The following is a 26,673-nucleotide window of genomic DNA, read 5'->3' as shown; positions in this document are numbered from 1 at the left end:
AATGTTTGCCCGGCAACATCATCACCTCAGACAACTCCACCATGCTGCAAGATACCCTGCTGTTCGCCGCGCCCGGCAATCTTCCCGTCGCCCTCGTCGCCGCCCTGTTCGGCCTGATCGTCGGCAGCTTCCTCAACGTGGTGATCCACCGCGTGCCGAAAATGATGGAGCGCGACTCCGCTAATTATGTAGCGGAAGAAAGCGGCTTGCCCTTGCCGCACACGGACCGCTACAACCTGATGCTGCCGCACTCGAACTGCACCGCTTGCGGCCACCGCATCACGGCCATGGAAAACATCCCCGTCATCAGCTACCTGCTGCTGCGTGGCAAGTGCAGCGCCTGCAAGGCGCCCATCTCCGTGCGCTATCCGCTGGTGGAACTGCTGACGGGCGCGCTGTCGGCCCTGTTGATCTGGCACTTCGGCAGCGGCTGGACGGGCCTGGCGACGCTCGTGTTTGCCTGGCTGCTGATCGCCATGACCTTCATCGATGCCGATACGCAAATGCTGCCGGACGACCTCACCTTCCCCCTGCTGTGGGCCGGCTTGCTGGTCAATATCAACGGCACCTTCGTGCCGCTGCAGGACGCCGTCATCGGCGCGGCCGCCGGTTATCTGGCCCTGTGGGCCGTGTACTGGGCCTTCAAGCTGGCGACAGGCAAGGAGGGAATGGGCTATGGTGACTTCAAATTGCTGGCGGCGCTCGGTGCGTGGCTGGGCTGGACCATGTTGCCGACGATCATATTGCTGTCGTCGGTGGTCGGCGCCGTGGTCGGCATCGGCCTGATCGTGTTCGCCAAGCGGGGACGCGACAAACCGATTCCCTTCGGCCCCTACCTGGCGGCGGCAGGCCTGATCGCGCTACTGTACGGCACGCCCCTGTCGCGGCTCACGCTGGGCCTGACCGGCTGACCGGCCCCTTATGGATACACACATGCAATTACAAAACGCCCCCTATTTCAGCGTCGGACTCACCGGCGGCATCGGTTGCGGCAAGAGCACGGTGGCCGACCTGTTCGCCGCGCGCGGCGCCTCCATCGTCGATACCGACCAGATCGCGCACAGCCTGACGGCGCCCAATGGCGCGGCCATGCCAGCCCTGGTGGCGGAATTTGGCCCCGGCTACGCCGATGCACGCGGTGCCCTCGACCGTACAAAAATGCGCAACCTGGTGTTTTCCGACGCCGCCGCCAAGGCGAAACTGGAAGCCATCCTGCACCCGCGCATCCGCCAGGCGACCCTGGAGGCGGCCGCCGCAGCGACAGGCAGCTATGTGATCTTTGCCGTGCCCCTGCTGGTCGAGTCCGGCGGCTGGGTGGAGCGGGTCAACCGCGTACTGGTCATCGATTGCCTGGAAAGCCTGCAAGTGTCGCGCGTGATGGCGCGCAATGGCTTATCGGAAGAACAAGTCAAAGCCATCATGGCCACGCAGGCCACGCGTGCCATGCGCCTGGCGGCGGCGGACGATGTGATCGACAATAATGGCGATTTGGCGGCCCTGGCGCCGCAGATTGCCCAGTTGCACGATTTATATCTGGCATTTTCAAAAAGAATGGCTGGAATCGGGCCGCAACGTTTGTAATTTGTCGACGCTTGGTTCAAAATCACGGGATTGTTTGCAGGTCCTTACTTAAGGGAATTATTTTGATTGTCTACGAATACCCTTTCAACGAACGCATACGTACCTTGTTGCGGCTGGAAGACCTGTACGACAAATTCAAGTTCTTCATCCAGCAAGAGCATGCAATGCAGCATCATGTTGCCTTGGCAACTATTTTCGACATGCTTGAAGTGGCCGGCCGCGCCGACCTGAAATCGGACCTGCTGCAGGAACTCGAGCGCCAGCGCCAGAGCCTGCTGGGCTACCGCAGCAATCCGAACGTGGAGCCGGAAACCCTGGACGCCATCCTCGGTGAACTCGACAGTGTCAGCGGCGCCCTCGTGGCGGCGCAGGGCAAGACGGGCCAGAATATCCGCGACAATGAATGGCTGATGAGCATCCGCGGCCGCACCATCATCCCGGGCGGCGCCTGCGAATTCGACTTGCCGTCGTACTTTGCCTGGCAAAAACGCAGCTCCGAGCAGCGCCTGACCGATATCCAGGCCTGGTTCGCCCCGCTGGCGCCCCTGTTCGACGCGCTGGCCCTGGTCTTGCGCCTGCTGCGCGATTCCGGCGGCCCCGTCAAACTGATCGCCAATGGCGGCAGCTACCAGCAAATGCTGCAAGGCAAGGTGTATCAGATGCTGCGCCTGAGCCTCGATGAAACCAGCGGCGCCATCCCGGAAATTTCCGCCAACAAATATATGCTGTGGGTACGCTTCACTACCCAGGGCGGCGACTTGAAACCCAAGCCGCTGGAAGAAGATGTACCATTCGAGCTCACGCTCTGTAATTTTTAACTGTTACTTATTTGCCCCATCATGACCGTCGTTAACTGCCCTACCTGTGCCGCCAAAGTCGAGTGGACTGAAGCCAATAAATACCGCCCCTTCTGCTCGGAACGCTGCAAGCAGATCGACCTGGGTGCCTGGGCCGAAGAGAAATACACGATCCCCGCCGCCGATCCGTTCGAAGATCCCCTGGCAGACGAAGACAACAAGCCGCAGTAAGCTTCATTTGAATGGATTTTCCAGGCGCAGCCCCTGCGCCGCGAAACTGTCGAGCCTGCCGCTGACCACCGTCAAGCCATAGGCAATGCCCATCGCCGCGATCTGCCCATCGACGCCATGCGCGTGACCGCGGCCCTGCAGACGCGCGCACACGAGCGCGCAATCGAGGTCGAATTCCAGCAGCCGCGGCGCATATTCCGCCAGCACGGCTTCCAGCCAGCCTTCCAGCGCCAGTGCTTCCAGCGCCGCTTCGCGCCGCCAGCTGCACTGTATGCCTGCGCGCAATTGCGCGATCACCTGCACCGGCACATAGCGCATCTCCGGCGCTACCCGCTCGAAAAAGCCAGCCACGCCCGCCGGCGCAGCGCTGCCCTTGCGCGCGGCAACGATCACATCCGTATCGACCAGGTAAGCGGGCATGACTCAGGGGCGGGGCTCGAAATCCGCGTCCAGCCCCACGTCGGGCATGCCGCGCAAAATATCGTCGAGCGGGCGCTTCGGCAGGGGCCGCAAGGCGCTGCGCAGGATGTCGCGGTGCTCGTCTTCGATGCTGCGCCCATGCGCGCGGGCACGCTTGTGCAAGGCGGCGATCAGCAATTCATCGGTATCGGTAAAGGTCAGTGTCAGCGGCATGCGAGACTCCCCCTGTGCTTGATGAAAGCACTGTAGCGCAAAGCGCGCACGATACAAGGAAAGTCACAGGAAAGCTTGCGCCAGCACGCAGCATGGTGCTGCCCGCCGGCACAAGTGGAGATCAGGCAGGTATCAGGGATTCCCGGCGTACCGCGTCGAGCCATTCCAGCAGGGGAATGGTGGCCGGCAGCAAGGGTTCCACGCCCACCGTGCCCTGCCAGGCGAACGCCTGCCCTTCCAGGCTTTGCGGCTCGCCGCGCCAGTTGCGGCTGATATAGAAATGCAGGCGCACATGGGCGTGCGGATACACATATTCGACGCCGCACCAGGCTTCGGCGCTGTCGATATACAAACCCAGCTCCTCGACAAACTCGCGTTTCAAGGCGTCCAAAATGGCTTCGCCTGGTTCGACTTTACCGCCAGGAAATTCCCAATAGCCATCATACGGCTTGCCGGCCGGACGCTGGCCCAGCAGCACGTCGCCATTCGGTTTCATCAGGATGCCGACGGCCACATCGACCGGTTTCACTTTCATCTCGCTCATTGCGGCAGCTTTCCCGCAGGTAGTTTCCCAGCATAATCGCGCGCGAATTGCCATGCCACCCGGCCCGAACGCGAACCGCGCTGCAAGGCCCAGCGCAGGGCGTCGCCGCGCGCTTGCGCGATCTGTTCCGGCGTGCAGCCGAACGAGGCCAGCCAGTGCGCGGCGATGTCGAGATAATCGTCCTGCTTGAACGGGTAGAACGACAGCCACAGGCCGAAGCGCTCGGACAGCGAGATTTTCTCTTCCACCGTCTCGCCCGGATGCAAATCGCCATCGTCGTCCGTCTTGTAGCTGCTGTTGTCCGACATGCGTTCGGGCATCAGGTGACGGCGGTTCGAGGTGGCGTAGATTAGCACATTGTCCGATTGCGCGGCGATGCTGCCGTCGAGCGCCACTTTCAGTGCCTTGTAGCCGCTTTCGCCCTCTTCGAACGACAGGTCGTCGCAAAAGATGATGAAGCGCTCGGGGCGCGCCGCCACCAGGTCGACGATGTCGGGCAAGTCGGCCAGGTCCGCCTTGTCCACTTCGATCAGGCGCAAGCCCTGGCCGGCGAACTGGTTCAGACATGCCTTGATCAGCGAGGACTTGCCCGTGCCGCGCGCGCCCGTCAGCAGCACGTTGTTGGCGGGGCGACTGGCGACGAACTGGCGCGTGTTCTGCTCGATCTGCGCTTTCTGCGTGCCGATGTTGTGCAAGTCATCCAGGGCGATGGACGACACGTGCGCCACCGCCTGCAGATGGCTGGCGGCACCCTGCCGGCGGCGCCAGCGGAAGGCAAAGCTGTTCCAGTCCGGTGCGGGCATCGGCTGCGGCAGGATCGCTTCCACGCGCGCCAGCAGGGCTTCGGCGCGGATCAGGAATTGATCGAGGGCGGTCATGAGCGGTAGTCGGCGTTGATCGACACGTAATCATGCGACAGGTCGCACGTCCACAGGGTGGCCGTGGCATCGCCGCGCGCCAGTTTTACACGGATGGTGATTTCGCTTTGCTGCATCACGCGCTGGCCATCCTGCTCCTGGTAGTCGGGGTTGCGGCCGCCGTTCTTGGCCACCCACACGTCGTCCAGGTACAGGTTCAACTGGCCCACGTCCAGGTCGTCCACCCCCGCGTAGCCGATGGCGGCCAGGATGCGGCCCAGGTTCGGGTCGGAGGCGAAGAACGCCGTTTTCACCAGCGGCGAATGGGCGATGGAATAGGCGATCTTGCGGCATTCTTCCACGGTGCGGCCGTCTTCCACGGTCACGGTCATGAATTTGGTGGCGCCTTCGCCGTCGCGCACGATGGCTTGCGCCAGGAAGGTCGACAGTTCGGTGACGGCGGCGGCCAGTTCCGCATAGTGCGGCGAATCGATCGAATCGATGACCAGGCTGCCGGCGCCCGTGGCCACCAGCATGAACGAGTCATTGGTGGACGTGTCGCCGTCGATGGTGATGCAGTTGAACGATTTGTCGGCCGCCTGCTTCACCAGCTGGTCCAGCACTGGCTGGGCCACGGTGGCGTCGAACGCGAGGAAACCCAGCATGGTGGCCATGTTCGGCTTGATCATGCCGGCGCCCTTGCTGATGCCCGTCAGGGTCACTGCATGGCCGCCGATGGTGACCGTGCGCGAACCGGCTTTCGGCTGCGTATCGGTGGTCATGATGGCTTCGGCGGCCGAGAACCAGTTATCCGAGGTCAGGGCGGCCACGGCTTGCGGCAGGCCGGCGACCAGGCGCTGCACGGGCAGCGGTTCGAGGATCACACCGGTGGAAAACGGCAGGATTTGCTGCGGCGTGCAGCCCAGCAGCTCGGCCAGCGCGGCGCAACTGGCCTGCGCGTCGGCCAGGCCCGATTCGCCCGTGCCCGCATTCGCGTTGCCCGTATTGACCAGCAGCGCGCGGATCGGCGCGGCGCCGGCCGTCACTGCCGCCAGGTTGGCTTTCGAGATTTGCACGGGCGCGGCGCAGAAGCGGTTCAGGGTGAACACGCCGGCCACGGTAGCCGTCGGCGCCAGTTTCAATACCAGCAAATCTTTGCGGTTGGGTTTCTTGATACCGGCTTCGGCAACACCGATTTCAATGCCGGCGACGGCTTTCAAGTCGGCGGCGACGGGCTTGGGAGAATTGACGGCCATGGTGATTTCTTCTGCGAGGGAAAATGGAAGCGCTATTGTAGCGCCTTCGCGGCGCGGGTGATCATGCGGCAAGTGAATAGTCGCGCCAGCCACGGCGGCGCCGAGACGGGCCGGTGGTGCGGCCAGGCTTGCGATTTATCAGAACCATGCCGCCTGGCGGCGCTAAGGTATGGGAATGGATGATGGTGAGCCTTGCAATCGCACCGTCCAGGGAAGGATGTCATGGCGCAGGGTCAGTCAAACCGGATGCAGCGCAGCGCTTCAGGCCTGCCGCGCCTGTTGCGTCGGCCATCCCTGCTTTGCCTGCTGGCCTGCTTGACAGCCTGTACGGTGCCGCGTGGCCCCGCGGATGGCGCCAGCATCCGCGTCACCGAACAGGCATCCGAAGCGCCGCCTGCCCCGCCGCCACCACCGCCCGCTCCTGCCGCGGCAGCGCCTCACGCGCCAGCCACTACCGTAGGGCGGCGGCCACCGTTTGCCAGCCCGGGGAGCAGCGCATGGTCGGGCACGGGCGGCCTGCTCGGCAACCTCGGCAACCTGGTCGGCAGCATCGGCAGCGGTGGCACGCTGAGGTCCGACAACGATGCGCCGCCGCCCGGCGCCACGCACGTCACCGTGTATTACGCCACCGACAGGAAATACCAGCCCAGCAGCCGCAATTATGGCTGGCAGCCCAACCGCGTGGCGCCCTACCTGAGCTATGGCAGCGTCGTGGTGAGCATCCCGGAGAAAAGAGCGCCGGGCGAGCTGCCCTTGCCGCCCTGGTACGCCATCCTTGCCAGCGACAATGCGCAAAAATATGTGCTGATCAAGGAAACCACGCGCCTGTCGCGCGCGGATTTTCTCGCCGCCGTCAAGGCCAGGATACGGGCCGCCCCGGAACGGCACGCCGCCTTCATCTACATCCACGGCTACAGCAACTCGTTTGACGACGCTGCCCGGCGCACGGCGCAGATGGCGGTCGACCTCGACATCGGCGCCCTGCCCGTGTTCTACAGCTGGCCATCGAAAGGCACCCTGGCCGGCTATGAATTCGATGAAAATGCCGCCGAATGGACGCAGGCGCACCTGCAGGCCTTCCTGGCCGACTTCGCCGAGCACTCTTCCGCCACCGATATCTACATCATCGCCCACAGTATGGGCAACCGTCCGATGACCGTGGCCCTGGCCAACCTGCTGGAAAAGCGCCCCGAGCTGCGGCCCCTGTTCAAGCAGGTGGTGCTGGCGGCGCCGGACATCAATGCAGATATCTTCCGCGAGCAGATCGCTCCCCGTTTTGCCAGCCTCAAGCTTCCCGCCACCCTGTACGCGTCCGCGAACGACAAGGCCATCCGCGCTTCCTACAATTTTGCCGACTGGGACAGGATAGGCGACATCCGCGCGCCCGTCGTCGGCATCCCCGGCGTGGAGCTCGTCGACGCCTCTGCCGTCATCATGAATTTCATGGGACACGATTACTTCGCCAGCAACCGCGTCCTGCTGACCGATATCGCCACCATGATCAAGACGGGGCAACGGGCCAGGAACCGTGGCGGCTTGAAAGGCATTCCCTCGCAGGCGCCGCAATACTGGGCCTTTCCCTGAGCAGGGCCTGGCACGGTATGCCGGACATAAAAAAACGGAGACCGCGGTCTCCGTTTTTTGTTCACGCTGACAAACCGCGCTTAAGCGAGCTTGCCGTGGCAAGCCTTGTACTTCTTGCCGCTGCCGCAAGGACATGGGTCGTTGCGGCCCACTTTGACGCCCATGCTCACGCTCATGTCGTCGACATTGTCCATATTGCCGCCGGCGACAGGCGCCAGCAGTTCTTCCGGCGCCGCGTTCGGGTCGAATTCGGCGTGCTGGTAGTGCACGTTTTCCACGTGCGACTGCTGCATCGCCTGTTCGGCCGCATCGACTTCTTCGCGCGACTGGATACGCACCGTCATCACGTGCTTCGTGACGTCGTTCTTGATCATGTCGAGCATCTGGCCAAACAGTTCAAACGCTTCGCGCTTGTATTCCTGTTTCGGGTTCTTCTGCGCATAACCGCGCAGGTGAATACCCTGGCGCAGGTGATCGAGCGCCGCCAGGTGTTCGCGCCAGTGGCTGTCCACGCTTTGCAGCATGACATTGCGCTCGAAGCCGCCAAACGATTCCTTGCCGACGATATCGATCTTCGACTGGTACACGGCATCGGCCGCGGCCAGCACTTTTTCCAGGATCTCTTCGTCCGTCAGGGTCGAATCGGCTTCCAGCATTTGCTGCAGCGGCAGGTCCAGCTGCCATTCGCTCGACAGGGTATTTTCCAGGCCCTTGATATCCCACTGCTCTTCCACCGATTCGCGCGGCACGTACTCGTGCACCAGGTCGGTGAACACGCCATGGCGCAGCGAGCCGATCATCTCGGAAATATCGGTCGTTTCCAGCAGCTCGTTACGCTGCTGGTAGATGACCTTGCGCTGGTCGTTGGCGACGTCATCGTATTCCAGCAATTGCTTGCGGATGTCGAAGTTGCGCGCTTCAACCTTGCGCTGGGCCGATTCGATCGAACGCGAGACGATGCCTGCCTCGATCGGTTCGCCTTCCGGCATTTTCAAACGGTCCATCACGGCGCGCACGCGGTCGCCGGCGAAGATGCGCAGCAGCGCGTCGTCGAGCGACAGGTAGAAACGCGACGAACCCGGATCGCCCTGGCGGCCGGCACGGCCACGCAGCTGATTGTCGACGCGGCGCGATTCGTGGCGTTCGGTGCCAATGATGTGCAAGCCGCCCGCATTGACCACGTGGTCGTGCAGCGACTGCCACTCATCGCGCAAGGTCTGCGACTGGGCTGCCTTGTCGGCGTCGCTCAGTTCAGCATTGGCCTCGATGAACTTGATCTGGTTTTCGACGTTACCGCCCAACACGATGTCCGTACCGCGGCCTGCCATGTTGGTGGCAATGGTGATGGCTTTCGGACGGCCTGCCTGGGCGATGATTTCCGCTTCGCGCGCATGCTGCTTCGCGTTCAGCACGTTGTGCGGCAAACCGGCCTTGGTCAGGATGCCCGACAGCAGTTCCGAGTTTTCGATCGACGTCGTGCCCACCAGCACGGGCTGGCCGCGCTCGTAGCAGTCGCGGATGTCGTTCAACATCGCGTTATATTTTTCCGCCGACGATTTGTAGACCTGATCCTGGCGGTCCTTGCGCTGCAGCGGACGGTTTTGCGGAATCACGACCGTTTCCAGGCCGTAGATTTCCTGGAATTCGTACGCTTCGGTATCGGCCGTACCGGTCATGCCGGCCAGCTTGGCGTACATGCGGAAGTAATTCTGGAAGGTGATCGAGGCCAGAGTCTGGTTCTCGTTCTGGATCTTGACGCCTTCTTTCGCTTCGACGGCCTGGTGCAGGCCATCGGACCAGCGGCGGCCCGTCATCAGACGGCCCGTGAATTCATCGACGATCACCACTTCATTGTTCTGCACCACATAGTGCTGATCCTTGAAGTACAGCGCATGCGCACGCAGGGCCGCATACAGGTGGTGCACGAGGGTGATGTTGGCCGAATCGTACAGCGACGCGCCTTCCGGCAGCAGGCCCATCTCCATCAGGATGCCTTCGGCCTTTTCGTGGCCCGCTTCCGTCAGCAGCACCTGGTGCGCTTTTTCATCCTTGGTGTAGTCGCCCGGCACTTCAACCTTGCCCTTGCCGTCCGGCGTTTCTTCGCCGATCTGCAAGGTCAGGCGCGCAGGCAATTCATTGATCTTGTAATACAGGTCGGTATGGTTCTCGGCCTGGCCCGAAATGATCAGCGGCGTACGCGCTTCATCGATCAGGATCGAGTCGACTTCATCGACGATGCCGAAGTTCAGGCTGCGCTGCACGCGCTCGCGCGCTTCGTAGACCATGTTGTCGCGCAAGAAGTCGAAACCGAATTCATTGTTCGTGCCGTACGTGATGTCGGAGTTATACGCCTGCTGCTTGGCGCTGTGCTCCATCTGCGACATGTTCACGCCTGTCGACAGGCCCAGCCATGCATACAGGCGGCCCATGGTCTCGGCATCGCGCTGCGCCAGGTAATCATTGACGGTGACGATATGCACGCCCTTGCCCGAGAGGGCATTCAGGTAGGCTGGCAAGGTTGCCATCAGGGTCTTGCCCTCGCCCGTGCCCATCTCCGCGATCTTGCCGAAATGCAAGACCATGCCGCCGATCATCTGCACATCGAAATGGCGCATGCGCAGGACGCGCTTGCTGGCCTCGCGGCAAACGGCAAACGCTTCCGGCAACAAGGCATCGAGCGATTCGCCAGCGGCGATGCGTTCCTTGAAGGCAGGCGTCTTCGCTTGCAGCTCGGCATCCGACAGCTTTTCGATGGCCGGCTCGAGCGCATTGATCTCGCGTACCGTTTTTTGGTATTGCTTGAGCAGCCGCTGGTTGCGGCTACCGAAAATCTGGGTCAGTAATGACATGCTTGAATTCTTGAAAAAACGCCGTTAAAAAAAGCTCGGTAGCTGACAGCGAGGTAACAATCGCGTGACCGCACGGAGTTCGACTATGGCAAAAGACGATGATTTTATCATGCGTTCCCGCCAAGGTTGGGGTAATGCACCATATAACAATAGCTTAATGACAAACAAATGGCAGAAATTGCGGACATTTCCCATACTGTAAGGCAATGCGGCCCGCCCGCCTGCACTGCACCCGCCGCCGCACTCGCCGCCGCACTCGTCATGCGCGGGCGAGTGTGCTATGTTTCGGCCATGCGAACTCCCACTTACTCTCCGGCGCCGCGCCGCGGCTACGGCTTTGCCCGTTCCGGCCCGGCCGCGACGGGGGCAACCGATTTTCTGCGCGGCAACGCGACGATGGCTTCCCTGATGCCCACCGTCACGCGCCTGGCCGCCCTGCAAAAAGATTGCGCCAAGGCCCTGCCGGCGATGTTCGAGCATTGCGACATCCTGCAATTCGAAGGCGGCCAACTGGTGCTGGCCACGCCGAACGCGGCGCTGGCGGCCAAACTCAAGCAGCAATTGCCGAAGTTGCAAGGGGAGCTGGAAAGAAAGGGCTGGCAGATTGCAGGCATCAAGCTGAAAGTGCAAGTCATCAAGAGCATCGCGCCCATCGTGCATACGCGGGCGCTGGTCTTGCCGGAAAAGGCCATGTCGGCCCTGGAAGAGCTGAGCACGGCCCTGCCGGCATCGAAGCAGAACGAACAGCTAATCGCGGCGCTGCGCAATATGCTGCGCCACCACCGCGAACCAAAAGATTAGCAACGCCAGGCGGCAGCACGTAGGTCGGATTAGGCCCTTCGGGCCGTAATCCGACAACATTGTTGGCGCCTGCGGGGTTGTCGGATTACGGCCTGCGGCCTAATCCGACCTACGTCAACGACCACTCGCGCTCCATCTGGCGCAAATACGACTGCGGCGCCGCTTCGTTGGTATCGAACGAGACGATTTCATACGATTCCGGCTGCTCCAGCAGCGCCAGCAGCAGCTGGTTGTTCAGCGCGTGGCCCGACTTGTGCGCCGTGTAGTAGGCGAGCAGCGGGTGGCCCACGAGGTACAGGTCGCCGATGGCGTCGAGGATCTTATGACGCACGAACTCGTCTTCATAGCGCAGGCCGTCGGCGTTGAGGATGCGGTATTCGTCCATCACGATGGCGTTTTCCAGCGAACCGCCACGGGCCAGGCCCATGCCGCGCAAGCTTTCCACGTCCTGCATGAAACCGAAGGTGCGCGCGCGCGCCACGTCGTGCACGTAGGACACGTCGCCGAAATCGACGGAAGCGCGCTGCATCGTGCCATCGACGGCCGGGTGATTGAATTCGATGAAGAAATCGAGCTTGAAGCCGTCGTACGGCGACAAGCGCGCCCATTTTTCAGCATCGCCCTTGCCTTGACGCACTTCCACGGGCTTGATGACCTTGATGAATTTCTTCGGCGCCTGCTGCTCTTCCACCCCGGCCTGCTGCAGCAGATAGACGAAGGACGAGGCGGAACCGTCCATGATGGGAATTTCTTCCGCATTCACGTCGATGTACATATTGTCGACGCCCAGACCGGCCGCGGCCGACATCAGATGTTCCACCGTGGAAACCCTGGCGCCATCCTTGATCAGTACGGACGCCATGCGCGTATCGCCCACGGCCATGGCGCTGGCGGGAAACTCGACGATGGGATCGAGGTCGATGCGGCGAAACACGATGCCCGTGTCGATCGCGGCAGGACGCAAGGTCAGTTCGACCTTGGTGCCAGAGTGCAAACCGACACCGATGGTGCGGACCTGTTGTTTGATGGTGCGTTGTTTTAACATCTGTCGATTATATCTATTTGCCGGATTGTCGTTGCGGTGCGGCATGGCCTACGCCAGAAAAACCACATTCGGCCGTCATGGATGCTCGCTTTCCGCATGCACGGCTTCACGCCGCACCAGGTAAATGCCGCTGCCGATGATGATGGCCGCGCCGATCAAGGTGTATTCGTCGGGCAAGGCGCGCCACAGCATCCAGTCCAGGGCCATGCCCCAGGCCAGGGCCGAGTATTCGAACGGCGCCACGCTCGATGCCTTGCCAAAACGAAATGCCTCCGTGATGGCCAGCTGCCCCAGGAAGCCGCTCAGCGACAAACCGGCCAGCAGCCACCAGTCTTCGCGGCGGATACCCACCCACTCGTGCGCCGACAGGGCCACGCCGCCGATGGCCATCATCACCATCAGCCAGAAAACCATGCTTTCGCTGGCATCCGTGCGGCTCAGGATGCGGCCCGTGACGGCGGAAATGGCGTAACAGGCGGCCGAGCCCAGCACCGCCAGCCCGGCCAGCGAGAAGAATCCCGAACCATCGGGGCGCAGCGCCACCAGCACGCCCAGCAAGCCCACGGCGATGGCGCACCAGCGCGCGACGTCGACTTTTTCCTTCAGGATAAAAACCGACAGCACCGTGATCAGCAAGGGGGCAACAAAGAACAGCGCATACGTCTCGGCCAGCGACATGCGCTTCAAGCCGTACGCGAACAAGCTGATCATCAGCACGCCCAGTATGCCGCGCAGCAAGTGCAGCGGCCAGCGCACCTTCAGCACGTTCTTGAAGGCGCCGCGGTACAGCAGGTACAGGCAGACGAGCGGCAAGGACGACAGGGCACGCAAGGCCGTCACCTGCATGGGCGGATAATGCGCGGACAACAGCTTCATGGCCGTGTCCATCAGGGAAAACATGGCGACGGCGACCAGCATCACATAGATGCTGCGCAGGTTTTGATTGCGGGGTATCAGGACAGACTCCTGGCGAAAGAGCGGGACCGTCATCATGGCGACGGCCGGAGCCAGGACAGCATGGTCTGGAAAGGCAGGGCCAGGCGGTCCGCCAGATTATAGCAAGCGCGGCTGTTTTACCTTATGACACAGGCAACAGCATCACCAGTTTCAATTCATGCTGGCGCGCCAGGTGCAAGGTGACCTGGTTGAAGCTGAGCGCGCCCTGTTGCGCATGCTGGAAGCGGCGCAAGCCCCCATCGCGGCCCTGCACCTGCTGCGCGCCCCACCACTGGCGAAATTCAGGGCTGGCGTCGGCCAGCTCCGCGATCAGGCCGGCCAGCGGCGCCTGGTCCGCCTGGCGGCCGATATCGGCGCGAAACTCCGCCACCAGCCGCTGCGCCCGCTCGGGCCAGCCGACGATCAGGTCGCGCGCGCCAGGTTCCAGGAACATGAAGCGCAGCTGGTTCGGCGCGTCCCCGTCGCCATGCAGCCAGCCCGTGAACAAGGCGGACGCCGCCCCGTTCCACGCCACGGCGTTCCATTCGCGGTCGAGGATGTACGCGGGCGCGCCGATGACGGCGACGATGGCGGCCAGCTCGGCGCTGGCAGGCCCAGCGCCCTCGCCCGTACCGTGACTGGGATCATGCTTGTCGGCCACCTCGAACAGGTAGGCGCGCTCGGCCGCGCTCAGCTGCAGCACCTGCGCCAGGCGCGCCAGCATCTTCGCGGACGCCGACACGGGCCGCCCCTGCTCCAGCCACGTCAGCCACGTGGGACTGACATCGCACAGCTGCGCCAGTTCCTCGCGCCGCAAACCGGGCGTGCGCCGACGCCCGCCACCGGGCAAGCCGGCCATGGCGGGGGTGACGGCTTCGCGCCGGGCGCGGATGAATTCAGCGAGCTTGTTCGACATGACAGCGATCCATGGTAGTAGATATACCAGTATAAGTTATGGTCTTGTTACAGGATAATTTTATCCTTATTCTGCAGGAACTCACCCATCAACAGGAGAAAACCATGCAGCAGCGCGATGTCGTTACCGAACAGTTTGGCAAGACGGCCAATGCCTACCTGAGCAGCGCGGTGCACGCGCAAGGCGCCGACCTGGTGCTGATGCAGGAATGCGCGCGCCGGCACGGCAAGCCCGTCGTCCTGGACCTGGGCTGCGGCGCCGGCCACGCCAGCTTCGCCGTCGCTCCCGTGGCGGCATCCGTCGTCGCCTACGACCTGGCGCAGCCCATGCTCGACGTGGTCGACCACGCCAAGGCGCAGCGCGGCTTGCACAACATCCGCACGCAACAGGGCGACGTCGCGCGTCTGCCGTTTGCCGACGCCAGCTTCGACATGGTCGTCACGCGCTTTTCCGCGCACCACTGGAACGACGTGGCGGGCGCCCTGGCCGAAGCGTGGCGCGTGCTGCGCCCGAACGGCACGTTATTGGTGGTCGATATCGTGGCGCCCAAGACGGCCCTGTACGACAGCACCTTGCAGGCGGTGGAAATGCTGCGCGACGCCTCGCATGTGCGCGACTACCGCACCTGCGAATGGGGCGCCAAGTTCAACAACGCGGGATTCACGCACAGCTTGCGCAGCGTGTGGAAACTGACGATGCAGTTCGACGAGTGGGTGGCGCGCATGCGCACGCCGAACGAAAGAGTGGCGGCCATCCGCAACCTGTTCGATGGCGCGCCAGAGGAAGCCCGCCGGTATTTCGCGCTGCAGGACGACTATTCGTTCAGCATCGATGCGGCCATGTTCGAGGCGACCAAGCCATCGGTACAGTAAACGTAAAAACGGCGCCGATGGCGCCGTTTTTTATTGCGTAGGTTGGATTAGCGCGCAGCGCGTAATCCAACAATGCCAGAGCAAACGTGATGCCAATTCCGCTCGTCGGCTTACGCTGCGCTAAGCCGACCTACGCCGACCTGCGATCTAAGATCTGCTTAGGCCAGCTGGCCCAGCAAGGTTTCCGCGTTCGACACTTCAAACTTGCCGCCTTGCTCGATGTTCAATTGCGTCACGACGCCATTGTCGACCAGCATTGAGTAGCGCTGCGAGCGCGTGCCCATGCCGTGCTTGGAAAAATCGGCGTCCAGGCCCAGGGCCTTGCTGTAGGCGGCGTTGCCGTCAGCCATCATGCGTACGACGCCGGTGGCTTTCTGGTCGCGGCCCCAGGCGCCCATCACGAACGCGTCGTTGACGGAGATGCACCAGATTTCATCGACGCCCTTGGCTTTCAGGTCGGCGGCGTGCTTAACGTAGCCTGGCACGTGCTGTGCGGAGCAGGTCGGGGTGTAGGCGCCTGGCAGGCCGAAGATGGCGATCTTCTTGCCCTTGACCAGGTCTTGCACGTTGAACGTGTTCGGGCCCAGTGCGCAACCTTCGGTTTCGCTTTCGATGAATTCAGCCAGGGTGCCTTCTGGCAGGGTGTCGCCGATCTTGATGGTCATGTTGACTCCTTGTGTACTGTCGGTTAAGGACGCCGCCCCTTCCATGGAGCGGGCGGCGCCCGTGATCTGGTTCTGCCGGCATGATGCCGACACTGCGCGATAGTATGCCTGACTTGCCGCATTTGTGCAGAAAATGGGCGGAAAGGCAAAGCCAAAAGTCAAAAAACAGCAAAAAAAACGGCGGCCCTCAGGCCGCCGTCATCGTTACTGACATCAGATCACCTTAATCTGCTTGCTTACGCAGGAACGCTGGAATGTCGTAGGTTTCCATGCCATTCTTTTCCATCGCGCGCACTTGCTCCGAAGCCGATTCGCGGCGCCATACGGCTGGTGCCTTCATGCCGTCGAAACCGGCTGCCGGCGTGGCTACGCCAACCGTCGTCGCCGCCGCTTGCGCGCTACCCATGGCAGCCGACGGGGTCAGCGGGCTGTTGTGGGTGCCGGTGCGCAGCACTTGCTGCGGTACCAGCTGGATGTTTTTCTTGGCGCGGCCCAGGCCCGTGGCCACCACGGTGACGCGGATGTCGTCGCCCATGGCGTCGTCGTAGGCGATACCTTGCGCGATCGACGCGTCCGGCGCGGCAAACGCGCGCACGGCGGCCATGACTTCCTTGATCTCCTTGCCTTTCAAGCCGCGGCTGGCCGTGACGTTGACCAGCACGCCGCGCGCGCCAGACAGATCAATGCCGTCGAGCAGCGGCGAAGCGACAGCCTGTTCGGCGGCGATGCGCGCGCGGTCCACGCCGGAAGCCGTCGCCGTGCCCATCATGGCCTTGCCCTGCTCGCCCATGATGGTTTTCACGTCGTTGAAGTCGACGTTGATATGGCCAGGCACGTTGATGATCTCGGCAATGCCGGCCACCGCGTTGTTGAGCACATCATCGGCATGCTGCATCCATTCCAGCATGCTTTCGTCTTCGTAGATCTCTTCCAGTTTTTCATTGAGGATGATGATCAGCGAATCGACGTGCAGGGACAGCTGCTCCAGGCCTTCGTCGGCGATGTCCATGCACTTCTGGCCTTCGTACGAGAATGGCTTGGAGACCACGGCCACCGTCAGCGCGCCCAGTTCCTTGGCCACTTCGGCCACGATAGGAGCGGCGCCCGTGCCCGTGCCGCCGCCCATGCCGGCGGCGATGAAGACCATGTGCGCGCCGCGCAGCGAATCGGCGATGCGCGCGCGCGATTCTTCGGCCAGCTGGCGGCCGACGGCAGGCTTCATGCCTGCGCCCAGACCGGTATCGCCGATCTGGATGATGTTGTGGGCCTTCGATGTCGACAGGGCCTGTGCGTCGGTGTTGGCGGCAATGAACTCCACACCCGACATGCCTTTGTTGATCATGTGTTGGACTGCATTGCCACCCGCACCGCCGACGCCGACGACCTTGATGACGGTACCTAAAGCTGTGTTATCGACCATATCGAACTCCATGATGTGCTCCTATCAGATGCGGTTTCCAAGCGCCAGGCCTCATATTGGTAGGAGAACTGGAGATTGAAAACTGCGGTTAAATATAAAATAAAGTTATGTGTGTGTACCTGCGATGCTGCCAAAAAACCTGTGCTGCCGGGCGAAAATCATGCCCTTAAAAATTCCCTAAAAACCATTCCTTCATGCGTTGCCAGACTGCCTTCACCGAGCCGTCCTGACGCGTCACGATGTGGCCGCGCAGGTATTGCTTCTTCGCTTCCAGCAGCAGGCCCAATACCGTGGCATAGCGCGGACTGCGCACCACGTCGGCCAGCTGGCCCCGATACTCGGGCGTGCCCAGGCGCGCCGGTTTCAGGAAGATGTCTTCCGCCATTTCCACCATGCCGGGCATGATGGAGGTGCCGCCCGTGAGCACGATGCCCGACGACAGCACGCCTTCGTAGCCGGATTCGCGCACCACCTGGTGCACCATCGCGAACAGCTCCTCGACCCTCGGCTCGATCACTGCCGCCAGCGCCTGGCGCGACAGATTGCGCGGGCCGCGGTCGCCCAGGCCAGGCACTTCCAGCGATTCGCCGGGGTCGGCCAGGACCTGCTTGGCCACGCCATAGCGGATCTTGATTTCTTCCGCTTCCGCGGTCGGGGTACGCAAGGCCATGGCGATGTCGTTGGTGATCTGGTCGCCGGCGATGGGAATGACTGCCGTATGGCGGATCGCGCCATCGGAGAATACCGCCACATCGGTCGTGCCGCCGCCGATGTCGATCAGCACCACGCCCAGTTCCTTCTCGTCGGGCGTGAGCACCGCATCGGCCGAGGCCATCGGCTGCAGGATCAGGTCCGACACTTCCAGGCCGCAGCGGCGCACGCACTTGACGATGTTCTGCACCGCCGACACTGCGCCGGTGACGATATGCACCTTCACCTCCAGGCGGATGCCGCTCATGCCGATAGGCTCGCGCACATCTTCCTGGCTGTCGACGATGAACTCTTGCGGCACCGTGTGCAGCAATTGCTGATCGGTCGGAATGTTAACCGCTTTTGCCGTCTCGATGACGCGCGCCACGTCGGTGGCCGTCACTTCCTTGTCCTTGATGGCCACCATGCCGCTGGAATTGAAGCTGCGGATATGGCTGCCCGCAATGCCCGCGTACACATTGCGGATCTTGCAGTCGGCCATCAGCTCCGCCTCTTCCAGCGCGCGCTGGATGGACTCCACTGTGGCCTCGATATTGACCACCACGCCCTTTTTCAGGCCCTTCGATTCGTGCTGGCCCAGCCCGATCACTTCGTGGCGCCCGTCGGACATCACTTCGGCTACCACCGCCACCACTTTCGAGGTGCCGATGTCGAGGCCGACGATCAGGTTTTTCGCGTCTTTTGTCATTTCTTTCGCCTAGTTTTTTGGGCTATTAATTGATTAATTGAGTATTCGGTTAAGCCGGTTTTTTAATCGGACTGCCATTCTTCTTCTTGATCGCCGGCGCCGGCCTGCCATCCTTGCCTTCGGCCGGTATCACCAGGCCGGCGGAACTGAGCGCCAGGCCATTCTGGTAGCGCATATCGATCGTATCGATATTCTCCAGCCGGCTCGCCAGCTGCGGGTAGATGCCCACCAGCCGGTCCACCCGCGCCTTCAGGGTCGTATGATTCTGCTCGCGCCCCAGCGCCACGCTCATGCCGTTATCCAGTTTCACCGTCCACGCATAGCGGCTCGACAGCGACAGCGATTCGGGCACCATCTTCAACGGCGAAAACCACTTTGCCAGCTGCACATAGGTGGCCAGTACTTCCTTTTCGCTGCCATCGGGGCCGGCAAACGCAGGCAACTCATGGTCGTCCTCCGCTTCGGCCACATTGGCGGTAAATACATCGCCCTTGACCGACAGCAGGCGTCCATCTTCGCCCCAGGTGCCCAGCGCTTCATGTTCTTCCAGCGCCACGATCAGCTGGTTCGGCCACTCGCGCCGCACGCTGGCGCGGCGCACCCAGGGCACCGATTCGAACACGCCGCGCACGCTTTCCAGGTTGGTCGTGAAGAAATTGCCTTTGATACGGCCCAAAGTGCCGCTGCGCAGGGTCAGGTAATTCACGTGGCGCAGGCCCTTGTCGTCCGCGCTCTCCACCTTGATCGTGCGCAGGTCGAACATGGGACGCTGCGACACCCACCAGACGCCGGCGGCCACGCACACGACCAGAACCGCGGCCAGCAAGCCGTTGGCAGTCGTATTGAGGCTTTTAGCGTCATGCCACATATCAGCGCTGTCCCTTGTGCATTTTCAGGCTTGCGCCGGAAACGATTTCCAGGCACAGGTCTTCATAGCTGGTGCCTTCCGCGCGCGCCGCCATCGGCACGAGCGAGTGGCCCGTCATGCCGGGCGAGGTATTCACTTCCAGCAAAAACAGCTTGCTGTCGGCCGCGCGCATCAGCACATCGACCCGTCCCCAGCCTTCGCAGCCGAGGGCGCGGTAGGCTTCCAGCGCGATGCGTTCCATCTCGGCGATGATGGCCGGGTCCAGCTGCGGCGGACAGAAATACTGCGTATCGTCGGTAAAATACTTGTTCTGGTAATCGTAATTGCCCTGTGGCGCAACAATCTCGACGGCCGGCAGCGCGCGCGCCGCGGCGCCCTTGCCCAGGATCGCCACGGTGAACTCGCGTCCCGTGATGAATTCCTCGGCCAGCACCGAGTCGTCGAGCCCGGCGGCGATGTCGTAGGCGGCCTGGAAGGCGCCCGCCTCGCTGACCTTGGTGATACCGATGGTCGAGCCTTCGTGCGGCGGCTTGACGATCAGCGGCAAGCCCAGTTCCGCGGCGACCTTGGCCAGGTCGGAGCTGTCGTCCAGCACCGCGTACTTCGGCGTCGGCAGCTCGTGCATCAGCCAGATCATCTTGGTATAGACCTTGTCCATGCCCACCGAGCAGGCCATCACGCCGCTGCCCGTGTAGGGAATGCCCAGCTGTTCCAGCGCGCCCTGCAGGCTGCCGTCTTCGCCGAAGCGGCCGTGCAGCGCGATGAAGACGCGGTCAAACTTCTCAGCGGCCAGTTCGGCCAGGCTGCGTTCGCCCGTGTCGAAGCCATGCGCATCCACGCCATGGCTTTTCAATGCGGCCAGCACGCCCGCGCCGGACATCAGCGACACTTCGCGCTCGGCCGAGCGGCCGCCGAACAGGACGCCGACCTTGCCCAATTGTTTAACGTCGATAGCTGAAGCTTGGTTCACGTCAGGCCTTTACAGTGTGAGATTGATACGTTGTCAGTTGTTGCGGGATGCCGCTGATGGAACCGGCTCCCATGGTCAGCACGACGTCGCCGTCGCGCGCCACGCTCATGATGGTGTCGGCCATGTCCGTCATGGACTCGACGAAAATCGGTTCGATCTTGCCGCGCGCGCGCAGCGCATGCGCCAGTGCGCGGCCGTCGGCGGCGACGATAGGCGCTTCGCCCGCCGCATACACTTCGGACAGCAGCAGCACGTCGGGCGCACCGAGCACCTTGACGAAATCCTCGAACAGGTCGCGCGTACGGCTGTAGCGGTGCGGCTGGAAAGCCAGCACCAGGCGGCGGCCCGGATAGGCGGCGCGCGCGGCGGCCAGGGTCACTTCCGTTTCCACCGGATGGTGGCCGAAATCGTCGACCAGCGCGAAGCTGCCGCCGTTCGGCAGCGCCACGTCGCCATAGCGGGTAAAGCGGCGGCCCACGCCGGAAAACTCGGCCAGGCCCTGCTGCGTGGCGCTGTCGGCGATGCCGATTTCGCGCGCGATGGCGATCGCCGAACAGGCATTCTGCACATTGTGCATGCCGGGCTGGTTCAGCACCACATCCAGGTCCGGATAACCTTCCTGCAGCACGGTGAAGTGCATTTCCAGGCCCACGGCGCGCGCGTTGATGGCGCGCACTTGCGCGTCTTCCGCGAAACCGTAGGTGGTGACGGGCTTGGTGACGGACGGGATGATGGCGCGCACGTGCGGATCGTCGATGCACAGCATGGCGCGGCCATAGAAAGGCAAGCGGTGCGTGAACTGCACGAAGGCCTGCTTGAGCTTCTCGAAATCGTGCTCGTAGGTGTCCATGTGATCGGCGTCGATATTCGTGATCACTTCAATCATCGGCGTCAGGTTCAGGAACGAGGCGTCCGATTCATCGGCTTCGGCCACCAGGTAGTCGCCCGAGCCCAGCTTGGCGTTCGCGCCGGCGCTGGTCAGACGGCCGCCGATGACGAAAGTCGGGTCGAGACCGCCCTGCGCCAGCACGGAGGCGACCAGGCTGGTGGTCGTCGTCTTGCCGTGCGTGCCGGCGATGGCGATGCCGCGTTTCAGACGCATCAACTCGCCCAGCATCACGGCGCGCGGCACCAGCGGGATCTTGCGCGCGCGCGCGGCCGCCACTTCCGGATTGTCTTGCGGGACGGCGCCCGACGTCACCACCGCATCGGCGTCGCCGATGTTCTCGGCCGCGTGGCCGAGCATGACCGTCGCGCCCAGGCTCGCCAGGCGCTGCGTCGCCGCATTGCTGCCCAGGTCGGAGCCCGACACCTTGTAGCCGAGGTTGACCAGCACTTCGGCGATGCCGCTCATGCCGCTGCCGCCAATGCCGACAAAGTGGATATTATTTACTTTATGCTTCACAGAGCTAACCTCATGCCAGTTTTTCCAATACGTGTGCGATCGCCTCATTGGCGTCGCGCTTGCCTGCTGCCAGTGCCGCCTGCGCCATCTGCTGGCAGGTATCGCGCGTCAAGGACGCCAGCAGGGTGCTCAGCGACGCCGCACTCATTTCCGTCTGCGGCAGATGAATCGCCGCGCCTTGTTTTGCCATCCATTGCGCGTTGTCGCGCTGGTGGCTGGTGGTCGACGCCACCAGCGGCACGAGCACGCTGGCCACGCCGGCCGCCGTCAATTCCGACAGGGTGATCGCGCCCGCGCGGCAAATCACCAGGTCGGCTTCGGTATACGCCCTGGCCATGTCATCGATGAAGTCGACCACGTTCGCTTGCACGCCCGCCTGCGCATACGCGGCATGCAGGGCGTCGATATTCTTCTTGCCCGACTGGTGCGTCACCAGCGGGCGTTCGCCTTCCGGCATCAGCGCCAGCGCCGCAGGCAGGCTGTCGTTCAGCGCCTTCGCGCCCAGGCTGCCGCCCACCACCAGGATGCGCAGCGGGCCGCTGCGGCCCGCGAAACGCGCGGCCGGCGGCGCCATGGCGAGGATCTCGGCGCGCACGGGATTGCCCGTGACGACGGCCTTGCCGGCGGCGCTGCCGAAATCGGCAGGGAAACCGAAGCACACCTGCTGCGCCAGCGGCACCAGCGTCTTGTTCGACAACAGCAGCGCCGCATCGGCATTGACCAGCACCAGCGGCACGCCCTTCAGGCGCGCCATCAGGCCGCCAGGCACGGTGACGTAGCCGCCCATGCCCATTACCACGTCCGGCTTGCGGCTGGCGATGAAACGGCGGATGGCAAAGAAGCTGGCCAGCATCCTGAAGCCGCCTTTGACCGTGTGCGCCAGGCCCTTGCCGCGCATGCCCGAGAACGCGATGGCATCCATGGGAATGCCGCTTTTCGGCACCAGTTCCTGCTCCATGCCATGGGTCGTGCCCAGCCAGCTCACTTCCCAGCCGCGGGCGCGCATCGTCTGCGCAATCGCCAGGCCCGGGAAGATATGGCCGCCGGTGCCGGCCGCCATGATCATCAGTCTTTTCGTCGTTTTCAAATTCGTCACGTTGTTCATAGCCGGCCTCCGCGCATCAGGATCCGGTTTTCGTAATCGATGCGCAGCAAAATCGCCAGGCCGATACAGTTAATCAGTACGCCCGTGCCGCCATAACTCATCAAGGGCAAGGTCAGTCCCTTGGTCGGCAGCAGGCCCAGGTTCACGCCCATGTTGATGAAGGTCTGCACGCCGATCCAGATGGCGATGCCCTTTGCCGTCAGGCCGGCAAAGGTCTGGTCGATGGCGATCGCCTGGCGGCCGATGTCGAAGGCGCGCTTGATAATCCAGTAGAACATGCCGATCACGACCAGCACGCCCACCAGGCCCAGTTCCTCGCCGATCACGGCCAGCAAAAAGTCCGTATGCGCTTCGGGCAGGTAATGCAGTTTTTCCACGCTGCCGCCCAGGCCCACGCCAAACAGCTCGCCGCGCCCGAAGGCGATCAAGGAGTGCGTCAGCTGGTAAGCCTTGTTCAGCGCATTGTCTTCCTGCCACGGATCGAGATACGCAAAAAACCGCTCGCGGCGGAATTTCGACAGGGCGATAATGGTGACGAAGATCGCCGTCAGCATGGCGCCGATGCCGCCGAACCAGATGGCGTTGACGCCACCCAGGAACAGGATGCCCATGGCGATGCAGACGATCACGCCGAAGGCGCCCAGGTCGGGCTCCATCAGCAGCAGCAAGCCGACGAAGCTCACAGCCAGCGCCATCGGCATGAAGCCCTTGGTCAGCTTGTGCATGTATTCCTGCTTGCGCACCGTGTAGTCGGCCGCGTACAGCACCATCACCACCTTCATCAGCTCGGACGGCTGCGGCCGCAGGCCCGGCAAATTCAGCCAGCGGCGACCGCCGTTGACCGACACGCCCAGGCCCGGTATCAGCACCATCACCAGCAGCACCAGAGTGCCGATGAAGAGCCACGGCGCGATCTTTTGCCAGGTGGCGACAGGGATGCGGAACACCATCGCGCCGACGATGATCGACACGCCGATGAACAGCGCCTGGCGCACGACGAAATAATTGTTCGTATAGGCGGCGAACTTGCGCGCGTCCGACAGCGAAATCGACGCCGAATACACCATCACCATGCCCAGCAGCATGAGCAACAGGACGACCCATACCAGCGGCTTGTCATAGTCCATCATCTTCGACTGCCGCGCGCGGCTGTCCAGCGGCTTGGCAGCCGAGCCGGAACCAAAGCGGAAAGGCAGTTGGAAGGCCATCAGATATCCTGTCCGTTTTCCAGGGCGATGTCGCGCACGGCGTCGACAAACACCTGCGCGCGGTGCGCATAGTTCTTGAACATGTCCAGGCTGGCGCATGCGGGCGACAGCAGCACGGCATCGCCGGCCAGCGCCAGGCTGCTGGCGCGCTTGACGGCTTCCGGCAAGGTGGCGCAATCGATGATGTCCACGCCGGCCGGCTCGAGCGCCGCGCGCAAGGCTGGCGCGTCGCGGCCGATCAGCACCACGGCGCGCACGTAGCGCGAGACCGGTTCGGCCAGCGGCGAGAAATCCTGCCCCTTGCCGTCGCCGCCGGCGATCAGCACCAGGCGCTGTTCCGCGCCGCCAAACGCCTTGCCCAGGCCGGACAACGCGGCCACTGTCGCGCCCACGTTGGTGCCCTTGCTGTCGTCGTAATATTCGACCTCGGCCACGGCCGTGATCAGCTCCACGCGGTGCGGCTCGCCCTGGTATTCGCGCAAGCCGTGCAGCAGCGGCGCGAATGGCAAGCCGATGGCACGGCACAGGGCCAGCGCCGCCAGCGCATTCGAGGCGTTATGCTGGCCGCGGATTTTCAGCGCGTCGGCCGGCATCAGTTTCTTGGCCATCGTCGGCACCGGCTCCGGCGCCGGATCGTTCTTTTTGCGTTTTTTCTCGATCACTTCTTCGCTGGGCACGGCTTGCGCCAGCCAGAAGATGCCGCGTTCATTGACCAGGCCAAAGCTGTCCACTTCCGCCGGCTCGCCCGTGCCGAAGGTGATCGTCTCGGCCAGCGGATCGGCCATGCGCATCACGGCCGCATCGTCGCGGTTCAGGATACGCACGGTCTGGTCGCCGAAGATGCGCGCCTTGTCCTTGGCATACGCGGCCATGTCGCCATGCCAGTCCAGGTGATCCTGCGACAGATTCAGGACCGTGGCCGCATCGGCCTGCAGGCTGAACGTCGTGTGCAGCTGGAAGCTGGACAACTCGAGTATCCACGCTTGCGGCAAGGTGCTGGCGACGGGTTCCGCCGCTTCAGCGCCCGCCTCCACCGGCTGCGGCGCGGGCTCGGCATCGAGCACTTCGCGCAGCACGTCCAGCGCCGCCGGGCTGATATTGCCGGCCACGCGCGTGATCAATCCGGCGCGCTCGCATAGCAGGCCCACCAGGCTGGTGACGGTCGTCTTGCCATTCGTGCCCGTGATGGCGATGACTTTCGGCGCATAGCCGCGTTCCGCCTTGAGCGCGGCCAGTGCCTGCGCGAACAGTTCGATCTCGCCCCATACGGGGATATTTTTTTCCTGCGCGGCCGGGGCGATTCCAGCCAGTTCGCGGCCCGGCGCCAGGCCGGGGCTGACGGCAACGAAGTCGACGCCATCGAGCAGGTCGGCCGTGAAGGCGCCGGCGATGAATTGCGCCTGCGGCACGGCGGCCTGCAACGCGGCCAGGCGCTCGGGCGCCTCGCGCGTATCGGCCACGCGCACGCAAGCACCGCTGCGGGCCAGCCACAGGGCCATCGCCAGCCCCGATTCGCCGAGGCCCAGTACCAGTGCGGTTTTAGCGTCGTACATCATCAGCGCAGCTTCAAGGTGGTCAGGCCGAGCAGCACCAGCATCATGGTGATGATCCAGAAACGCACGACTACCTGCGTCTCCTTCCAGCCTTTTTGTTCAAAATGGTGATGCAATGGCGCCATCAGGAAGATGCGGCGGCCAGCGCCAAAGCGCTTCTTGGTGTACTTGAACCAGACGACCTGGATGATCACGGACAGCGTTTCGACGACGAAGATGCCGCCCATGATGAACAGGACGATTTCCTGGCGCACGATGACGGCGATGGTACCCAGTGCGCCGCCCAGTGCCAGTGCGCCCACGTCGCCCATGAACACTTTGGCGGGGTGCGTGTTATACCAGAGGAAGGCCAGGCCGGAGCCGGCCAGCGCGCCGCAGAAGATCACCAGTTCGCCGGCGCCCGGAATGTGCGGGATGAACAGGTAGCGCGCATACGTGGCGTTACCCGTCAGGTAGGCGAACAGACCCAGGGCCGTACCCACCATCACGGTCGGCATGATGGCCAGGCCATCGAGACCGTCCGTGAAGTTGACGGCGTTGCTGGTGCCGACGATGACGCAATAGGTCAGCGCGATGAAGCCCCACACGCCCAGCGGATAGCTGATGGTCTTGAAGAACGGGACGATCAAATCGGCCTTCGGCGGCAGGTCCATGGCGAAGCCGGACTGCACCCAGGCGTAGATCAGGTTCCACACGTGGCCCGCGTCAGGTTCCGACACGGAGACGGAGAACGCCAGGTAAAACGCGGCGACGATGCCGATCAGCGACTGCCAGAAGTATTTTTCGCGCGAGCGCATACCTTCCGGGTCCTGGTGCACCACCTTGCGGTAATCGTCGGCCCAGCCGACGGCGCCAAAGCCCAGGGTGACGATCAGCACCGGCCAGATGAAGCGGTTCGACAGGTCGGCCCACAGCAAGGTGGAGATGCCGATGGCGATGAGGATCAGCACACCGCCCATGGTGGGCGTGCCGTGTTTTTTCAGATGCGTTTGCGGGCCGTCCGTACGCACGGCCTGGCCGACCTTCATGCGCGTGAGCATGCGGATCACGGCAGGACCGGCGCACAGGCCGATCAAGATCGCCGTCAGGGTGGCGAAGACGGCGCGGAATGTGATGAAGTTAAAGACCCGCAATGGGCCAATGTCGTCCTGGAAATAATGAGCGAGCCAGAGCAGCAT

The 26,673-nt window shown here is 63.0% G+C and carries 26 protein-coding genes; 7 read left to right on the top strand and 19 right to left on the bottom strand.

What is annotated here, in order from left to right:
- Positions 1 to 41 precede the first annotated feature (41 nt).
- From ACQ4WQ_RS26110 to yacG, 4 genes are all read left to right on the top strand, one after another.
- Complete coding sequence (locus tag ACQ4WQ_RS26110; RefSeq protein ID WP_070219386.1) at positions 42 to 911, top strand: prepilin peptidase; 870 nt, start codon at positions 42 to 44, stop codon at positions 909 to 911.
- 22 nt (positions 912 to 933) lie between these two features.
- Positions 934 to 1,581, top strand: coding sequence for a dephospho-CoA kinase (gene coaE / locus ACQ4WQ_RS26105; RefSeq protein WP_121668509.1), 648 nt, complete (start codon positions 934 to 936; stop codon positions 1,579 to 1,581).
- A 62-nt stretch (positions 1,582 to 1,643) separates the two neighbouring features.
- A complete protein-coding gene (zapD, locus tag ACQ4WQ_RS26100; RefSeq protein ID WP_326458287.1) occupies positions 1,644 to 2,399 on the top strand; it encodes a cell division protein ZapD in 756 nt (251 codons plus the stop codon).
- 18 nt (positions 2,400 to 2,417) lie between these two features.
- Complete coding sequence (gene yacG, locus ACQ4WQ_RS26095) at positions 2,418 to 2,609, top strand: DNA gyrase inhibitor YacG (protein WP_034785391.1); 192 nt, start codon at positions 2,418 to 2,420, stop codon at positions 2,607 to 2,609.
- 3 nt (positions 2,610 to 2,612) lie between these two features.
- Here the strand turns inward: yacG and ACQ4WQ_RS26090 are convergent, their stop codons facing one another.
- The 5 genes from ACQ4WQ_RS26090 to argJ all read right to left on the bottom strand — a co-directional run bounded on the left by ACQ4WQ_RS26090 (position 2,613) and on the right by argJ (position 5,899).
- Positions 2,613 to 3,029 carry a PIN domain-containing protein gene (locus ACQ4WQ_RS26090; protein ID WP_436501040.1) on the bottom strand — a complete coding sequence of 139 codons (417 nt, stop codon included), beginning with the start codon at positions 3,027 to 3,029 and terminating at the stop codon, positions 2,613 to 2,615.
- A 3-nt stretch (positions 3,030 to 3,032) separates the two neighbouring features.
- Positions 3,033 to 3,242, bottom strand: coding sequence for a FitA-like ribbon-helix-helix domain-containing protein (locus tag ACQ4WQ_RS26085; RefSeq protein ID WP_436501038.1), 210 nt, complete (start codon positions 3,240 to 3,242; stop codon positions 3,033 to 3,035).
- A 121-nt stretch (positions 3,243 to 3,363) separates the two neighbouring features.
- Positions 3,364 to 3,786, bottom strand: coding sequence for an NUDIX domain-containing protein (locus ACQ4WQ_RS26080; protein WP_230506300.1), 423 nt, complete (start codon positions 3,784 to 3,786; stop codon positions 3,364 to 3,366).
- Positions 3,783 to 4,664, bottom strand: a complete 882-nt coding sequence (locus ACQ4WQ_RS26075; protein ID WP_326458285.1) for an ATP-binding protein — start codon at positions 4,662 to 4,664, stop codon at positions 3,783 to 3,785. Before ACQ4WQ_RS26075 ends, ACQ4WQ_RS26080 begins: the two co-directional genes overlap by 4 nt.
- A complete protein-coding gene (gene argJ / locus ACQ4WQ_RS26070; RefSeq protein WP_436501035.1) occupies positions 4,661 to 5,899 on the bottom strand; it encodes a bifunctional glutamate N-acetyltransferase/amino-acid acetyltransferase ArgJ in 1,239 nt (412 codons plus the stop codon). The genes ACQ4WQ_RS26075 and argJ overlap by 4 nt, the downstream gene beginning before the upstream one ends.
- 330 nt (positions 5,900 to 6,229) lie before the next feature.
- Between argJ and ACQ4WQ_RS26065 the strand changes: the two genes are divergently transcribed.
- Positions 6,230 to 7,483, top strand: a complete 1,254-nt coding sequence (locus ACQ4WQ_RS26065) for an alpha/beta hydrolase (protein ID WP_436501033.1) — start codon at positions 6,230 to 6,232, stop codon at positions 7,481 to 7,483.
- 80 nt (positions 7,484 to 7,563) lie between these two features.
- Here the strand turns inward: ACQ4WQ_RS26065 and secA are convergent, their stop codons facing one another.
- The gene (gene secA / locus ACQ4WQ_RS26060) at positions 7,564 to 10,332 is read right to left on the bottom strand and encodes a preprotein translocase subunit SecA (protein ID WP_326458283.1); all 2,769 of its coding nucleotides are present in this window, start codon (positions 10,330 to 10,332) and stop codon (positions 7,564 to 7,566) included.
- Between the two features lie 291 nt (positions 10,333 to 10,623).
- On the opposite strand from secA, the gene ACQ4WQ_RS26055 reads away from it, so the two are divergent.
- Positions 10,624 to 11,133 (top strand): DciA family protein, encoded by a 510-nt coding sequence (locus ACQ4WQ_RS26055; RefSeq protein WP_436501031.1) that lies wholly within the window; start codon positions 10,624 to 10,626, stop codon positions 11,131 to 11,133.
- A 109-nt stretch (positions 11,134 to 11,242) separates the two neighbouring features.
- Here the strand turns inward: ACQ4WQ_RS26055 and lpxC are convergent, their stop codons facing one another.
- The 3 genes from lpxC to ACQ4WQ_RS26040 all read right to left on the bottom strand — a co-directional run bounded on the left by lpxC (position 11,243) and on the right by ACQ4WQ_RS26040 (position 14,030).
- Entirely contained in the window at positions 11,243 to 12,178 is a 936-nt protein-coding gene (gene lpxC / locus ACQ4WQ_RS26050) for a UDP-3-O-acyl-N-acetylglucosamine deacetylase (RefSeq protein WP_436501029.1), read from the bottom strand.
- Between the two features lie 75 nt (positions 12,179 to 12,253).
- A complete protein-coding gene (locus ACQ4WQ_RS26045; RefSeq protein ID WP_436501078.1) occupies positions 12,254 to 13,096 on the bottom strand; it encodes a DMT family transporter in 843 nt (280 codons plus the stop codon).
- A gap of 160 nt (positions 13,097 to 13,256) precedes the next feature.
- The gene (locus ACQ4WQ_RS26040; RefSeq protein WP_326458280.1) at positions 13,257 to 14,030 is read right to left on the bottom strand and encodes a helix-turn-helix transcriptional regulator; all 774 of its coding nucleotides are present in this window, start codon (positions 14,028 to 14,030) and stop codon (positions 13,257 to 13,259) included.
- Positions 14,031 to 14,134: 104 nt separating this feature from the next.
- On the opposite strand from ACQ4WQ_RS26040, the gene ACQ4WQ_RS26035 reads away from it, so the two are divergent.
- Entirely contained in the window at positions 14,135 to 14,902 is a 768-nt protein-coding gene (locus ACQ4WQ_RS26035; RefSeq protein WP_436501027.1) for a class I SAM-dependent methyltransferase, read from the top strand.
- 158 nt (positions 14,903 to 15,060) lie between these two features.
- On the opposite strand, the gene ACQ4WQ_RS26030 is transcribed toward ACQ4WQ_RS26035, so the two are convergent.
- From ACQ4WQ_RS26030 to mraY, 10 genes are all read right to left on the bottom strand, one after another.
- Positions 15,061 to 15,567 carry a peroxiredoxin gene (locus ACQ4WQ_RS26030; protein ID WP_070290164.1) on the bottom strand — a complete coding sequence of 169 codons (507 nt, stop codon included), beginning with the start codon at positions 15,565 to 15,567 and terminating at the stop codon, positions 15,061 to 15,063.
- A gap of 223 nt (positions 15,568 to 15,790) precedes the next feature.
- Positions 15,791 to 16,999, bottom strand: a complete 1,209-nt coding sequence (gene ftsZ / locus ACQ4WQ_RS26025) for a cell division protein FtsZ (RefSeq protein WP_436501024.1) — start codon at positions 16,997 to 16,999, stop codon at positions 15,791 to 15,793.
- A 154-nt stretch (positions 17,000 to 17,153) separates the two neighbouring features.
- Complete coding sequence (gene ftsA / locus ACQ4WQ_RS26020) at positions 17,154 to 18,386, bottom strand: cell division protein FtsA (RefSeq protein ID WP_010394955.1); 1,233 nt, start codon at positions 18,384 to 18,386, stop codon at positions 17,154 to 17,156.
- 49 nt (positions 18,387 to 18,435) lie between these two features.
- Positions 18,436 to 19,254, bottom strand: a complete 819-nt coding sequence (locus ACQ4WQ_RS26015; protein ID WP_230506305.1) for a cell division protein FtsQ/DivIB — start codon at positions 19,252 to 19,254, stop codon at positions 18,436 to 18,438.
- A gap of 1 nt (position 19,255) precedes the next feature.
- On the bottom strand, positions 19,256 to 20,224 hold the full coding sequence (locus tag ACQ4WQ_RS26010) for a D-alanine--D-alanine ligase (protein ID WP_436501022.1): 969 nt from the start codon (positions 20,222 to 20,224) through the stop codon (positions 19,256 to 19,258).
- Between the two features lies 1 nt (position 20,225).
- Entirely contained in the window at positions 20,226 to 21,629 is a 1,404-nt protein-coding gene (gene murC / locus ACQ4WQ_RS26005; protein WP_035824839.1) for a UDP-N-acetylmuramate--L-alanine ligase, read from the bottom strand.
- A gap of 10 nt (positions 21,630 to 21,639) precedes the next feature.
- On the bottom strand, positions 21,640 to 22,734 hold the full coding sequence (gene murG, locus ACQ4WQ_RS26000) for an undecaprenyldiphospho-muramoylpentapeptide beta-N-acetylglucosaminyltransferase (RefSeq protein WP_436501020.1): 1,095 nt from the start codon (positions 22,732 to 22,734) through the stop codon (positions 21,640 to 21,642).
- Positions 22,731 to 23,942, bottom strand: a complete 1,212-nt coding sequence (gene ftsW / locus ACQ4WQ_RS25995; protein WP_326458277.1) for a putative lipid II flippase FtsW — start codon at positions 23,940 to 23,942, stop codon at positions 22,731 to 22,733. Before ftsW ends, murG begins: the two co-directional genes overlap by 4 nt.
- Positions 23,942 to 25,498, bottom strand: coding sequence for a UDP-N-acetylmuramoyl-L-alanine--D-glutamate ligase (gene murD / locus ACQ4WQ_RS25990; protein ID WP_436501017.1), 1,557 nt, complete (start codon positions 25,496 to 25,498; stop codon positions 23,942 to 23,944). The genes ftsW and murD overlap by 1 nt, the downstream gene beginning before the upstream one ends.
- A complete protein-coding gene (mraY, locus tag ACQ4WQ_RS25985) occupies positions 25,498 to 26,673 on the bottom strand; it encodes a phospho-N-acetylmuramoyl-pentapeptide-transferase (RefSeq protein WP_326458275.1) in 1,176 nt (391 codons plus the stop codon). Before mraY ends, murD begins: the two co-directional genes overlap by 1 nt.

The sequence above is a fragment of the Janthinobacterium goodfellowi genome, assembly GCF_051380695.1.
Classification (GTDB): domain Bacteria; phylum Pseudomonadota; class Gammaproteobacteria; order Burkholderiales; family Burkholderiaceae_D; genus Janthinobacterium.
The sequence above is the reverse complement of the archived record's forward strand: the minus strand, read 5'-3'. Positions and strand labels throughout refer to the sequence as shown.